Source organism: Pseudomonas sp. TJI-51 (genome assembly GCF_000190455.2).
GTDB classification, from domain to species: Bacteria; Pseudomonadota; Gammaproteobacteria; order Pseudomonadales; family Pseudomonadaceae; genus Aquipseudomonas; species Aquipseudomonas juntendi.
Genome location: NZ_AEWE02000063.1, coordinates 13811 through 26282, shown reverse-complemented (window position 1 = coordinate 26282; position 12472 = coordinate 13811). Strand labels below are relative to the sequence as shown.

Here is a 12472-nt window from a genome sequence, read left to right as displayed (position 1 = left end):
GCCGCGCACACCGGCGTAGGCGGTGCCACGCACCGCAGAGCTGTCGCCTGTTCAGCCAGAATGGGCGATAGGCTCGTCACCCAGTTCCTCGGCTGCCTCTTCATCGCCAGGCAGCGCGGTTATCACGCTGAAGTCGCTGACTTCCACCTGGCCGCCGCCATAACCCAGCAAGTGGAAGGAAAACGCCTTGCGATCGGTCGGGTTGTCGAAGCGGAAGTCCATCTCCAGTGGCTGATCGGTGGTGACTTGCACCTCGGCAGGCAGACCCAGCGGTACGTCCTGTTCCAGTTGCTTGGCCTTGAGCTGGATATAGGCCACGTGCCTCGGGTCCAGCGAGCGGACCTTGATGCGTACCCGGGTACGCGAGCCCCCTGGCATTTCCAGGTACTGGGCACCGATCAGGTTGTCGGCCCAATCATCCTGAATGTGCTTGCGCAGCCTGATCGGCGCAGGGCCGCCAAACTGGTAGCGCAGGTTCAGCGGCGTCTGCAGCAGCGACTGGTCGAGCACGCCGGCCAGGGCACCGATCTGCTGCCCGAGCAGGTTATCACCGCTGCCAAGGTAGCGGGCCTGCCCGGCGATGAAGCCCTCACTGGCGTAACGCCGGCACCGTTGTTGAAAATCGCACTCGGTAAACACCCCTTGGCCGTTGTGGTAGCGCAGCATGCCGTTGGTGTAGGCGATCATTTCGCGGCCGGTGTCGTAGTCGCGGTACAGCGAGCGACCGCCCAGGGCCATGGGGATCGGCAGCGAGAAGTAGTCGAGCAGTGAAGCGGCAAGGTCGATGTGGCCATAAGTCCCTTGCTTGAGCCGTGGCAATTGGGCCTGCTCCGGGGCCAGGGTCAGGTTGAAGCCCCAGGAGGACGCCAGGCGCACACCGTCGATGCCATGCGACTCGTCGGAGGTCAGCACCACCAGCGTGTCCTTGAGTACCCCCTGGTGTTCGAGGCTGTCGAGGAACGCCGCAACCGCGTCGTCCAGGTAGGCCACTGCCGCCTGTTTCGGCGTGTCGAACCGTTCGAGGTACTCGGCCGGCGCGGAATAGGGCTGGTGGGTACCGACGGTCAGCAACGTGAGCATCCAGGGTTTGTCCTGCTGCTGCAAATGGCCCACGTAGCTCAAGGCGCCCTCGAAGAATGCGCGGTCATCCTTGCCCCAGGGGAAGTCCAGGTAGTTCTTGTTGGCAAACCACTCCAGGCCATGTACAGCCTCGAAACCGACATGCGGCATGATGCGGTCCTTGGCCATGAAGCGCAGGCCCGCACCTTGGAGGTAATGGGTGGTGAACCCGGCCTGGCGCAACTGCGCCGGCAGGCAGGCCTGGTTCCGTTCGTTCTGGGTCAGCAGCTCAACGCCCTTGGGCGTGCCGTTGGCCAGCTTGTCGTAGTCGCCACAGAGCATGGCGTACAGCCCACGAATGGTCTGGTGGGTGTGCAGTACGTAGTCCGGGGTATTCATGCCGCGCTCGGCCCACCTGCTGAGCTTGGGCATGAGCTCTTCGTCGAAGGGGCTGTTCAACGCCTGACGGTTGGGCCGCAGGTAAGCGCCGGGGATGCCTTCCAGGGTGATCACCAGCAAATTGCGCGCACGGCCCGGGCCTTCCAGCAGTCGTTGCCCGTGCAGGTCGGATTGTGTCAGGCCAATGCTAGGCAGGGGGGTGAAGGGCTGGGAAGTGCCCAGCCACTCATCGGCCTGGCGCTGTACCTGGCCCACCCCGGCAGACAGCAACTGATGGCCCAGGTTGTATTGCCGCCACTGGTCGGCATCAGAAGGTGCCAGTTGCTGGCTGCCCCAATGGGCGCCGAACAGCACGACCGGGATGGCCCAGGCCTTGCGCGGCAGTGCCCGGCCGCGCTGTGCACGGCTGCGCCAGGCAAGCACCAGCCAGGCCAGCAGGCCGCCACCCATCAGCCAGGGCAGCCAGGCATGGGCCAGGCCGCCGCCGGTGGAGTTTTCCATGAACTGCGGGTCGGCCAGGTAGGCCAGGTCGGCGCTGGTTGGCAAACGGCCCACCGCGCTGACCAGTTCGGCCGAGGCGACCCACAGGGCCGCCCAGGCCAGCAACACCGGCAGCGCCAGCCACCACGGGCGGCGCTGCAGCAGTAACAGCAGCAGGCTGCCAAGGGCGAGGTCTGACAGGTAGCCCAGTGGGTTGGACCAACCCAGCATGGCGCGCGCACCCAGTGGGATCACCAACAGCAGGCCTGCCAGAGCGGCAAGCCGGGCCTGTGGGTGGTCGGACAGGTTCTTCACAAAAACTTCCCTTTTGCCATTGAATCGTCATGAAACTGTGCTGAATGATAACAGGCGGGCGGTCGGGAAGGCGGGCGCTACAAGGGTGGTTACCAAAAGTCGGGCCCGTAGTCGCGGGCCCGGCTGATGGCATAGGTCAGAAGTAGTAGGGGAATTTCAAGCTGAAGGAAAAGTCCGGGGCGTCGTCGGTCAGTCCGATGGACAAGTTGGGCACGATGGTCAGGTTGTTGCTGGCGGCGAAGGTCAGGCCGATGTTGAAGTTGGCGGCGTTGTAGTCACTGTTGGAAATCGACTGCCAGTCACCGCCATCCGGTTTGATCTTGCTCTTGCGGGCAAACTGGTCCGACACCGAGAACGACATGCTCATCTTCTCGTTGAGCGCGAACGCGATGCCCCCGCCGATTTGCCAGGAGTCGCCAAGCTTGACGTCGCCCGGCACCTTGCTGTTGACCTGCGGGCTGATGTCGCTGAACGAGTCCTGCATGTTGTAGGTGTAGGACAGGCTGCCGAACAGCACGGCCGGGTCAAAGGTCTTGACCAGCGAGATGCCTGGGGTGATCGACCACACGCCGTTGCCCGTCGGCAGGCTGTCCGGTACCGCCAGGTTGTTGTTGCCGTCCACCTCGCGCAGCTTGATGCCATAAGGGTCCTTGCCGGTCGGCGCCTTGACCCGCAGGGTGGCCACGGCATCCGGCCAGGTTTCGTCTTCGTCGAGGAACTTGTAGGCCACGCCAACGTTGATATCGCCGATTTCCGGGTCACGCGTGACGGTGGCATCGGAGGTGGCCGCGCCCGAGCCGCCGGCACCGCCGGACGAGTAGGTGGATTCGCGGTACACCACCGGCACGTTGATGTCGAACTGCCAACGTTGCGCCAGGTTGTAGCGCGCGGTCATGTCCAAGGTCCAGTTGTCGGCCTTGATGCGGTCGAGGTTGATGCTGCCCAGGAAAATCGAGTCCAGCGCCAGGAACCCGTTGAGGGTCAGTGCACGGGTGTCGTAGTGGGTATAGGTCAGGCCGGTCTCGAAGCTGAACTTGCCGCCACCGAAGAAGCCGCTGGCCTCGTCATACAGGTTGGACACGCTCTGCGCCGGCTCCGAGTCGGCAGCCAGGGCCTGGCCATAGGAACTGCCGGTGGTGCCAGGGGCGCCGGACGCTACCGTCTGGCCACCCTTCACGCCTTCGGCAGGCGACTTGACCAGGCGTTTGGGTGGGGCCGCCGCCGGGGCTTCTTCAACCTGGCGCACGCGTTGTTCCAGCACCATCAACGCTTGCTGCTGGGCCTCATACCGGCGCTTGAGTTCGGTCAGTTCCTGCTTCAGTGCCTCGACCTGCGGGTCGGCAGCGGCATACAGCAATGTGGCCGGGGCCAGGGTAGTCAGACAAACAAAAGCCTTGAGCGTAAAAGATCGGTGCATGGAGTTGCCGTCCCTTCCAACTACTTTTGATGAGACTGAGCGTAGATCAGTATCCGAAAGTGCGAAGGCCTTTGAGCTGATCGAGGCTGCCATTGAGCGAAGCCGCTGTCGGCACGCTCTCGCGCATGACCACATTGAGGGAGGTGACATTGCTGACCAGGTTGCCGTTGCCCAGCAGCGTGGTGTTCTGCATCAGGCCGCCCTGGGCCAGGCGTTGCATGCTGCTGCCCTGGTTGTTGCTGGCGTTGATGTTCAGCTGCACGCCCACGCCGCTGGCCGAGACACTCAGCGAACCGGCGCCGTTTTCTGCATTTACGGTCTGGCCTGCGGCCAGCGCCTGGCCCTGCTGTTGCACCACCGGTGCCTGGTTGGCCTTGGTGACGTTGATGTCGACGTTGTTGTATGCGCCGTTGTTATCACCGGCGGCGCGCACTACCTGGGTGACGCCCTCGCTGGTGGCCAGCCCGGCACCGCCGGTCACGCTGCCGGTCCCGGGCGCAGCGGCCGCCCCAGCCGCGCTGCCGGTGCCTTTTTCATTGATCGTCGACACGTAGAATTGTGGCTTGATTGTCGACGCTTGCACCTGCAGGCTGCTGCTGGCGCCAATCACGTCGCCTTTGGCATTTTGCCAGGTGCTGCTCATGACGATGCCGAAGCTCACGATGCGCCCCGGCATCACGTAGCGACCACGCAAAGTTGCCAGTTCCTGGTCCTTCAGTTCGATGGGTTTGAACGTTTCTGCATGAACCGGCAGGCTGGCAGCCAGGCAGGCCAATGCCAGCAGGAAGGGGTTGTTCATGGCGGGCTCCCGGGAGCGTCATGCTCCTTATCATTGGACGTATCGTTAGAAGAAGTCGCTTTTGATGAAGCCAAAGTCCAGCAGCTCTGCGTCCTGCACCGGGGTGAAGTTGTTCACTCGACCCTTGGCGGTCAGCGGCAGAGGCGGGTCGAGCAAGACATTGTTCTTGTCATAACCCTGGCCGATCACGGCGAAGATGATGCCGTTCCAGCCCTTGAGGAAGTCGTCTACCTTGTAGCGCCTGTGGCCCAGCACCGGGTCACCGACATACACCCAGCCCTTGTCGACTTTCTGCATGACCACGAAGTGCTTGTAGCCACGCACATCCATCAACACCACCACCGGAATGCGCACGCTGTGCAGGGTATCGGGCGCTACACGGTAGCCGCGGGCACGCATGCCCAGGCTTTCCACGTAGCGCTTCATGTCGAGCATCGAAAAGCCCTGGGTGCGCACCAGGTCCTGGTCGGCGTGGGCCAGCATGCCTTCGATGATCTGGTGTTCGTCCACATCCAGCCAGTAGGCCTGGCGCAGGATGGTCGCCAGGGCAGCAGCACCGCAGCTGAAGTCGGTTTTCTGTTGCACCAGGTCGGCGAACTTGCGCTCGCGCACGCTTTGCAGGGGTTTGAACACCACGGCGCCGCCCGGCAATACCGCCAGCGGCATTTGTGCAGCTTCGCTCACGCTGGCCAGGCACAGTAAAAACGCCAAGGCGATAATGCGCATGATCGGATGCCTTCTTGTTCTGTTGAAGAAAGGCCCCCCGAAGGGGGCCTTGATTGCAGCGTTAGAACGAGGTGTTGGAGATGGCCAGCGAGTTGCTCTGCTGGTTGCCTACACCGGCGGCCACGTTCACGCCCAGGTTGCCGCTGCCACCGTTGACCGAACCGCTAAGGGTTGCAGTGTTGGTAACAGGGTTGGCCCAGCCGGTCGGGGTCAGCACTTGGAAGGACACGGTATTGCTCAAGTCGTAAGCACTGCTTTCGCTGTAGCTCTTGGCGACGTCGTTGGAGGACTGATGCGATTGCTCGCCAGACTTGGAGAAGTCAGAGGCGGAAGCATTTTCGTACGAGGACTCATGAGACTTGGTGTACGAAGAATCGCGCGACTTGTCGTAGGAGGACTGGTGCGACTTGTCGTAGTTCGAGTCGAATGCCTTCTCGAAGGACGAGTCATAGGCACTTTCGTGCGACTTGTCGATCGAGGCGTTCAGCGAGGCGTTCAGCGAACCATCGAAGCTGCTGGTGCGCGAGCGTTCGCGGCGGCCGTCGTCGGTGGTGACCGTGCGGGTCGCGTCGGCTGCTGCAGCCAGGCTGGCGTTCAGGCTGGCACTGCTGGACGAGCTGTTGGAACCGCTGGCCGAACCGTTCATGCCCCAGCTGTTGGAACCGCTGGCGCTGGCACTGTTGGAGCCACTGGCGTTGGCGCTGCTCGAACCGCTGGAGTTCCAGCCGCTGGAGCCGCTGTTGCTGGCGCTTTGCGAGCCGGCCACGCTGAAGCTCGACGACGCGCTGCGGTCATCGCTCGAGTTGAAGGTGCCATCACGCGAGCTCGAGCCGCTGGCCGAAGTGGTGAAGGTCAGCGTGTCTACCCGGTAGGTGCGGTCGGCGCTGTTGTTCACCGTCAGGCCTGGGCCGGACTGGTTGGCGGAGGCGGTCGCCGTGGCGTTGCCCAATGGGGCGCCGGTGTTGGCGATGGCCATGGTGTTTTTCTGCTGGTTGAGGTCGCCACCGGCCACGTTGATGCCGATGTTGCCTTCAGCCCCGCTGGCCGAGCCGCTCATCAGCGCCGACGATTGCGTCGAGTAGTTGTCTACCCGGTTGCTGCGGCTGGTTTGCACCACGTCGGCCGTGGCGTTGGCCATGCCGAACACGAAGCTGTTGTCCAGGCTCGATTCGGAGCCGGCGTTGGCGATGGCTGCAGCGTTGTCCTGCTGGTTGCCGTTACCGGCCGCGACGTTGATGCCGACGTTGCCGCTGGAGCCGGTGCCCGAGTCGCTCATCTCGGCTTCGTTGATGGTGCCTTGGTTGGTGATGCGGTTGTTGGTACTGGTTTGAGTGTCCCAGGCATTGGCGGTTGCATACACCGGGATCTTGGTGGCAGGAGGCGTGTGCTGGCCATTGTTGTTGCCATTATGGTAGTCACCGCGCCGGTCGTTTTGCCCAGCTTGTACAGCAACAGCCATGACCGCAGCAATTGCGAAAACCAGAGGCTTGATTGCCATCGAGGGTTTCATGGTGATTCTCCGTACTCTAGTAGGTTAAGTGTCGTTCTTAACTGAAAGGGTCAGTCCGCGACCCGGATGCTCAAGGTGTTGGCCATGCGGTTTCCCACCCCGGCACTCTGGTTCAACTGGATCACCCCACGGCTACCGGTGAAGGCCTGGTCACTGGTGGTGACCTGGCGATAGCCGGCTGGGATATCCGTTGCTCCGGAGTTGTTGTGCAGCGTCACGTTCTGTTGCATGAGGACGCTGTCGTCGATGCTTTGCGGTTGTGCGCCAATGCTGATGCGCATGGCATTGGCTTGCTGGGTGTTGGCGCCTGCACTCTGGTTCACCCCCAGGGCGCCGCTGCCGTTACTGAAAGCGTTGCCCTGAATGGTCGCGCGGGCGTCCATCCTCGGGTCGGCGGGGGTGTTGAGCTGTTGGCGGATCTGGGTACTGGCGTTGGCCTCGGGGCCAACGGCGATGGCGCGGGCATTGGCCTGCTGCTGCTGGTCCCCGGCGGCCTGGTTGACGCTGAGGTTGCCTTGGTAGCGACTGCCGGAACTGTCGATGTCAGCGTTGTTGATGACCGGAACGGGGGACTGGGCGAAGGCGGGCGCACTGCACACCGCAGCCAGCATCAGCAGCATGTACTTCATCTCACTTGCCCCCGCCGGTCAGGATTTGCAGCGGCGCCAGGCCACGTTGCACGCTGGAGTTGACCATGTTGGCGATGCCGTTACCGGAACCACCGGTACCGCGGCCGCCGGCCAGGTTGGGCAACTGGTTCTGGTTGCCGAGGTTGCCGCCCAGGTTGTTGGTCTGCTGGGTGATCATGTTGCTGATGCCAGCGCCGCTGCTGATGGCGGCGAAGTCGCCGTCGCTCAGCTCGTTGGTCTGCTTGAGCACATAGGCAGAGGGGTTGGCGTTGACCGTGGTCGGATTGGGATCGGGCCGCAGGGGGGGAACGGTTGCGTTGCGCACCTGCACGTCGCGGGTGATGGTGATGATCCCCTTGTCGGCCTGCGCCGTCAGGCTCAGTGACCCCAGTACGCAGCCCATCAGCAAGGCGTGATAAAGGTGGTTGGCTGTTTTCCTCACGACGGCACTTCCTTCTTTGAGCGCTGGGCCTGATCAGCGATGCGAAGGACAGAGCAGAAGGTGTGCCGCTTTTTGAATTGGTATGAAAATCAGGCGCTTGGCGATGACAGCTAAGACGCAGGTGGGGTGTGGTGTGTCAGCCGTGAAACAGTTGCACACCGGCATGGCCGGGCGGGCCTGCTGTGGCGTCGCCTGAAGGGAGATTTCGCAGCGGTGTTTCACCCGCTTGACACTCACCCTGCTAGTGGGAGCAGCCGCCTGGTTTCGGGGGTTGTACCGCAGGGGGCTGTGTCAGTGGCTTAACACTCGGCAGGGTAGGCTGGCTTATCGCTATCAAGGAGCCTAGCCACCGCTTCCAGGGCCAACAACTGGCGCTGTGGCCAACTCCCTTCAATTATCTGGTGGGGCTGGCCATGCTGCTGCAACCAGGCCCGGCTGTCTTCGAAAAAGCGTTGCCGATCGCGCACGTCCGGCTGGCTGCGCTGGCCGTCGGCGACCCATTCCACGCCTTGTGGGCTTAGCAAAAGATGCAGGTCGTAATGCCGGGCGAGCAGGGCCTGTTCCAGCCAGGCCGGGCAGTCGCCGAACAGGGCATGGCTCCAGAGCATGTTGCTGAGCAGGTGGGTGTCGAGGATCAGCAAGGGGGGCGCCTGCTCGCGGGCCTGGTCTTCCCATGCCAGTTGGCCACGGGCAATGCTGGGGATATCGGCGTAGCAGGTATCCCGGCGCTCCTGCTCGATGAAGTGACGCACGTATTCGGCCACCACCAAACCGCCAAAATGCGCCTGGATCACCCCGCTGAGCCAGCTTTTGCCGCTGGACTCGGGGCCGCACAGCACCAGTACTTTCGTCGCCTGCACCGTGCTCATGGCTGCACCAATGCCGGGTCTCGCCGCCATTCCAGCCAGCCGCGTACGGCTATGAGGGTCAAAACGGCGAACAAGCCTGCCGTGAAATACAGCTGCTGGTGCAGGTACAGGCCGACATACAGGGTGTCGACCACAACCCAGAGGGCCCAGCATTGCAGGCGCTTTTGCGCCATCCACAGTTGTGCCACCAGGCTGAAAGCGGTCAGGGTCGCGTCCAGCCACGGCATGGCGGCGTCGGTCCAGTGGGCCATGGCCGCGCCCAGGGCGGCACTAAGCAGCACCCCGACGGCCAGGCCGGCAAATAGCGCCGGGCCTTGCAAGCGCGAGACCTGGCGGGTGTCTTCAGCGCGGTCGGGGCGTTGCCATTGCCACCAGCCGTACAGTTGCAGGAGGGCGTAGGCCAGTTGCAGCAACATGCCCGAATACAGCTTCACCTCATAGAACAGCCAGCCATAGATCAGCACCATGACCAGGCCGATCGGCCAGCACCAGGCGTTCTGCTTGACCGTGAGCCAGACAGCGATGACGCCGAGGACGGCGGCGATGAGTTCAAGGCCGGACATCGGCGATCCTTGGAGGCTGCGGGGAAGGGGCGCGATTGTAGCTGTTCGGCGGGCGAAGGTGTAGCCGCGCCCGCCGGCAGCCCGTACTACACGCGGAACTGGCGCAGTAACTGCTCCAGTTCTTCGCTCAACTGGCCCAAGGCCACCCCCGCATCGCTGGACTGGCGCGCCGCATCGGCGGTTTGCTGGGACAGCCCGGCAGTGTCCAGTACGTTGCGGTTGATCTCTTCGACCACATGCGCCTGCTGCAGGGTGGCACTGGCAATGGACGCATTCAAGGCGGTGAGGTTGTTCAGCGCCTGGTTGATGGCGTCCAGGCTGGCGCCGGCCTCGCGGGCCTGTTCGACGGTCTGGCGCGAGGCCTCGCTGCTGGTGTCGATTGCCCGCACAGCGGCGTCCGACTGGCTTTGCAGGTGCTCGATCATGGTATGGATCTCGGCCGTGGACTGCGCGGTGCGCTGTGCCAGCAGGCGCACCTCGTCGGCGACCACGGCAAAGCCGCGGCCTTGCTCCCCGGCCCGGGCCGCCTCGATGGCGGCGTTCAGCGCCAGCAGGTTGGTTTGCTCGGCAATCGAACGGATCACGTCGAGCACGCCGCCGATGCGCGTGCTGTGCCCGGCCAGGTCGCGGATCACTTGCACAGCCTGGTCGATGGTCAGCGACAGCCGGTCGATCTGCGCCAGGCTGCCGTGGATAGCTTGCTGGCCCTGTGTGACCTGCAGTTGGGCGCTGTGCATTTCCCCGGCAGCCTGTTCGGCCGTCTTGGCCACGTCCTGCACGGCGTAGGTCACTTCGTTCACGGCGGTAGCCACCTGGTCCATCTGCAGCGACTGCTGGGCACTGCGCTGCTCGGCGGCCCCGGCATTGTCACCCACATGCCCGGCCGACTGGGCCAGCGCATGGGCGGCCCCTTGCAATTGGCCGACCACGCCCTGCAGCTTGCCATTGAAGCGGTTGAAGTGTTCACCAAGGCGGGTGATTTCGTCGCGACCATGGGTGTCCAGGCGCCGGGTCAGGTCACTTTCGCCACTGGCGATATTGCCCATGGCCTGCACCGCTTCCTGAAGGGGGCGGGCAATGCTGCGGGCGATCAGCATCACCACCAGCGCCATCAGCAGGGCAATGCCCAGGCCAACCAGCGAGGCATCGCGCAACTGGCGGGCGAATTCGGCCTGCACGTCATCGACGTACACGCCCGACCCGATGATCCAGCCCCATGGTTTGAACAGCTGTATGTAGGAGGTCTTGGCCACCGGCTCGCTCGCCCCGGGCTTGGGCCAGCGGTAGTTGACCGGGCCCGCGTCGTGCTGGCGCGCCAGGGCGACCATCTCATTGAACACGGCAAAGCCGTCGGGGTCGCGGATGGCTGACAGGTCCTGGCCGTCGAGCTTGGGGTTGGACGGATGCATGATCATCTTCGGCCCCAAGTCGTTGATCCAGAAATAATCGTCGTGGTCGTAGCGCAGCCCCCGGACAACTTGCAGCGCTTGCTGCTGGGCGGCTTCACGGCTGAGCGTGCCGGCTGCCTCCAGCCCTTGGTAATAGGCCAGTACCCCTGCAGCGGTTTCCACCACATGGCGGGTCTTTTCGGCCTTGGCCTGGTACAGGTCGCCGTGGATCTGGCGCAGCATCAGCAGCCCCAGCACCACCAGCATGGCCACCGCCACCACCAGGATCAGCCACAGGCGTTGGCTGATCGACATTGATCTCAAAGTGTTCATCCAGCCGCTCCCCCATTGTTCTTTTTATTCAGCTGCATCCAAGCACGGTTTGCAGCCATGCCCCACTCGACTAATGGCTAAGTGCTATCTTTGTCACAGTCTGCAGAAGGTTGCGTAACGGATTTGCAAAGGTGCTCTGACAGGATTTCGGCCGCGCAAGATGAAACCTTTAGCCGCCGTGAACTTTTCCACTGGCGCTGGTCCCAACAGTCGCTGTAAAAAGCCGGTCCGCGTGCAGCAATCGTCAATAGATCAAGAACAAGGAGCCTGCTGCGAGCAGCGCTCCACCGGGGGAATGATGGATTTTTGGACTGCCTTCCAGGCAATCATCTTGGGCGTAGTAGAGGGGCTGACGGAGTTTCTGCCGATTTCCAGTACCGGCCACCAGATCATCGTCGCCGACGTGATCGGTTTTGGCGGTGAACGGGCCATGGCTTTCAACATCATCATCCAGCTGGCTGCGATCCTGGCCGTGATGTGGGAGTTTCGCAGCAGGATCTGCGAAGTGGTTTTCGGCTTGCGCAGCCAACCCAAGGCACGGCGCTTTACCGGTAACCTGTTTTTGGCATTCCTGCCTGCGGTCGTACTGGGCGTACTGTTCGCCGACCTGATCCACGAGTACCTGTTCAACCCGGTCACCGTGGCGGCAGCGCTGGTGGTGGGTGGGGTGATCATGTTGTGGGCCGAGCGGCGCACGCATAGGGTAGAAGTTGACCATGTCGACGACATGCGTTGGAGTCATGCGCTGAAAATAGGCTTCGTGCAGTGCCTGGCGATGATCCCCGGCACATCGCGTTCGGGCTCGACCATCATCGGCGGGCTGCTGTTCGGTCTGTCGCGCAAAGCGGCCACCGAGTTCTCGTTCTTTCTCGCCATGCCGACCATGATCGGCGCGGCCGTGTATTCGGGCTACAAGTACCGCCATCTGTTCCAACCGGATGACTTGCCGGTGTTCGCCATCGGTTTCGTCACGTCGTTCATTTTCGCCATGATCGCCGTGCGTGCGCTGCTCAAGTTCATTGCCAACCACAGCTATGCCGCGTTTGCCTGGTATCGCATCGTGTTCGGCCTGTTCATCCTGGCTACCTGGCAGTTCGGCTGGGTCAACTGGACCTCGGTTCATGGCTGAGCTGCGGCGTGCCGCGCCGCTGGACGGGGTACGCAACCTGCGCCTGAAACTGCTGGTGCTGGCCGTGTTGTGCGTGCTGCCAGGGCTGGGCGCGGCTCGCATGGCCTGGCTCGACCAGGCCTGGTGGCCATTGGCGCTGTACCCGGCGATGAGCCTGGTCAGCGTCATGCTGTACTGGCAGGACAAACACCAGGCACGTCAGCAGGCCTGGCGCACGCCCGAGAAAGTGCTGCATGCCAGCGAGCTGTTGGGTGGCTGGCCGGGTGCGTTGCTGGCGCAGCAGCTGTTCCGGCATAAGACGCGCAAGCTTTCGTACCAGCTGCTGTTCTGGGCGATTGTGCTGTTGCACCAGGTGTTCTGGGCCGACTGGCTGTTTTTCGGTGGGCGCTTTCTGCCTTTAGGGTGAAGTGCGGT

The 12472-nt window shown here is 63.0% G+C and carries 12 protein-coding genes; 2 read left to right on the top strand and 10 right to left on the bottom strand.

The genetic code is table 11. From position 1 onward, the window contains the following. Positions 1–51: 51 nt before the first annotated feature. The 10 genes from G1E_RS14310 to mcpP all read right to left on the bottom strand — a co-directional run bounded on the left by G1E_RS14310 (position 52) and on the right by mcpP (position 10929). Complete coding sequence (locus G1E_RS14310) at positions 52–2253, bottom strand: LTA synthase family protein (protein WP_009685456.1); 2202 nt, start codon at positions 2251–2253, stop codon at positions 52–54. Positions 2254–2389: 136 nt separating this feature from the next. Beyond that, on the bottom strand, positions 2390–3670 hold the full coding sequence (locus G1E_RS14305; RefSeq protein ID WP_029884820.1) for a hypothetical protein: 1281 nt from the start codon (positions 3668–3670) through the stop codon (positions 2390–2392). Positions 3671–3716: 46 nt separating this feature from the next. Then, on the bottom strand, positions 3717–4469 hold the full coding sequence (locus tag G1E_RS14300; RefSeq protein WP_009685454.1) for a hypothetical protein: 753 nt from the start codon (positions 4467–4469) through the stop codon (positions 3717–3719). A 45-nt stretch (positions 4470–4514) separates the two neighbouring features. Then, positions 4515–5195 (bottom strand): C39 family peptidase, encoded by a 681-nt coding sequence (locus G1E_RS14295; protein ID WP_009685453.1) that lies wholly within the window; start codon positions 5193–5195, stop codon positions 4515–4517. Positions 5196–5256: 61 nt separating this feature from the next. Continuing rightward, positions 5257–6705, bottom strand: a complete 1449-nt coding sequence (locus tag G1E_RS14290; protein ID WP_029884822.1) for a hypothetical protein — start codon at positions 6703–6705, stop codon at positions 5257–5259. Positions 6706–6755: 50 nt separating this feature from the next. Next, on the bottom strand, positions 6756–7334 hold the full coding sequence (locus tag G1E_RS14285) for a hypothetical protein (RefSeq protein ID WP_009685451.1): 579 nt from the start codon (positions 7332–7334) through the stop codon (positions 6756–6758). 1 nt (position 7335) lies between these two features. After that, on the bottom strand, positions 7336–7737 hold the full coding sequence (locus G1E_RS14280; protein ID WP_104148483.1) for a hypothetical protein: 402 nt from the start codon (positions 7735–7737) through the stop codon (positions 7336–7338). A 338-nt stretch (positions 7738–8075) separates the two neighbouring features. Beyond that, a complete protein-coding gene (locus G1E_RS14275) occupies positions 8076–8645 on the bottom strand; it encodes an AAA family ATPase (RefSeq protein ID WP_009685449.1) in 570 nt (189 codons plus the stop codon). Beyond that, entirely contained in the window at positions 8642–9208 is a 567-nt protein-coding gene (gene pnuC / locus G1E_RS14270) for a nicotinamide riboside transporter PnuC (protein ID WP_047149895.1), read from the bottom strand. The genes G1E_RS14275 and pnuC overlap by 4 nt, the downstream gene beginning before the upstream one ends. Before the next feature lie 86 nt (positions 9209–9294). Next, positions 9295–10929, bottom strand: a complete 1635-nt coding sequence (mcpP, locus tag G1E_RS14265) for a methyl-accepting chemotaxis protein McpP (protein WP_033690917.1) — start codon at positions 10927–10929, stop codon at positions 9295–9297. A gap of 298 nt (positions 10930–11227) precedes the next feature. Here mcpP and G1E_RS14260 point away from each other — a divergent pair, with 298 nt between their 5' ends. Both G1E_RS14260 and G1E_RS14255 read left to right on the top strand, forming a co-directional pair. Next, entirely contained in the window at positions 11228–12058 is an 831-nt protein-coding gene (locus tag G1E_RS14260) for an undecaprenyl-diphosphate phosphatase (protein WP_009685446.1), read from the top strand. Continuing rightward, positions 12051–12464 (top strand): DUF1294 domain-containing protein, encoded by a 414-nt coding sequence (locus tag G1E_RS14255; protein ID WP_009685445.1) that lies wholly within the window; start codon positions 12051–12053, stop codon positions 12462–12464. The genes G1E_RS14260 and G1E_RS14255 overlap by 8 nt, the downstream gene beginning before the upstream one ends. Positions 12465–12472 lie beyond the last annotated feature (8 nt).

Bases quoted from the DNA above. Each gene is read 5' to 3' on its own strand.
- G1E_RS14275 (WP_009685449.1), bottom strand. From the start codon at position 8,645: ATGAGCACGGTGCAGGCGACGAAAGTACTGGTGCTGTGCGGCCCCGAG.
- G1E_RS14305 (WP_029884820.1), bottom strand. From the start codon at position 3,670: ATGCACCGATCTTTTACGCTCAAGGCTTTTGTTTGTCTGACTACCCTG.
- mcpP (WP_033690917.1), bottom strand. From the start codon at position 10,929: ATGAACACTTTGAGATCAATGTCGATCAGCCAACGCCTGTGGCTGATC.
- G1E_RS14295 (WP_009685453.1), bottom strand. From the start codon at position 5,195: ATGCGCATTATCGCCTTGGCGTTTTTACTGTGCCTGGCCAGCGTGAGC.
- G1E_RS14255 (WP_009685445.1), top strand. From the start codon at position 12,051: ATGGCTGAGCTGCGGCGTGCCGCGCCGCTGGACGGGGTACGCAACCTG.
- G1E_RS14260 (WP_009685446.1), top strand. From the start codon at position 11,228: ATGGATTTTTGGACTGCCTTCCAGGCAATCATCTTGGGCGTAGTAGAG.
- G1E_RS14300 (WP_009685454.1), bottom strand. From the start codon at position 4,469: ATGAACAACCCCTTCCTGCTGGCATTGGCCTGCCTGGCTGCCAGCCTG.
- G1E_RS14285 (WP_009685451.1), bottom strand. From the start codon at position 7,334: ATGAAGTACATGCTGCTGATGCTGGCTGCGGTGTGCAGTGCGCCCGCC.
- G1E_RS14280 (WP_104148483.1), bottom strand. From the start codon at position 7,737: ATGGGCTGCGTACTGGGGTCACTGAGCCTGACGGCGCAGGCCGACAAG.
- pnuC (WP_047149895.1), bottom strand. From the start codon at position 9,208: ATGTCCGGCCTTGAACTCATCGCCGCCGTCCTCGGCGTCATCGCTGTC.
- G1E_RS14290 (WP_029884822.1), bottom strand. From the start codon at position 6,705: ATGAAACCCTCGATGGCAATCAAGCCTCTGGTTTTCGCAATTGCTGCG.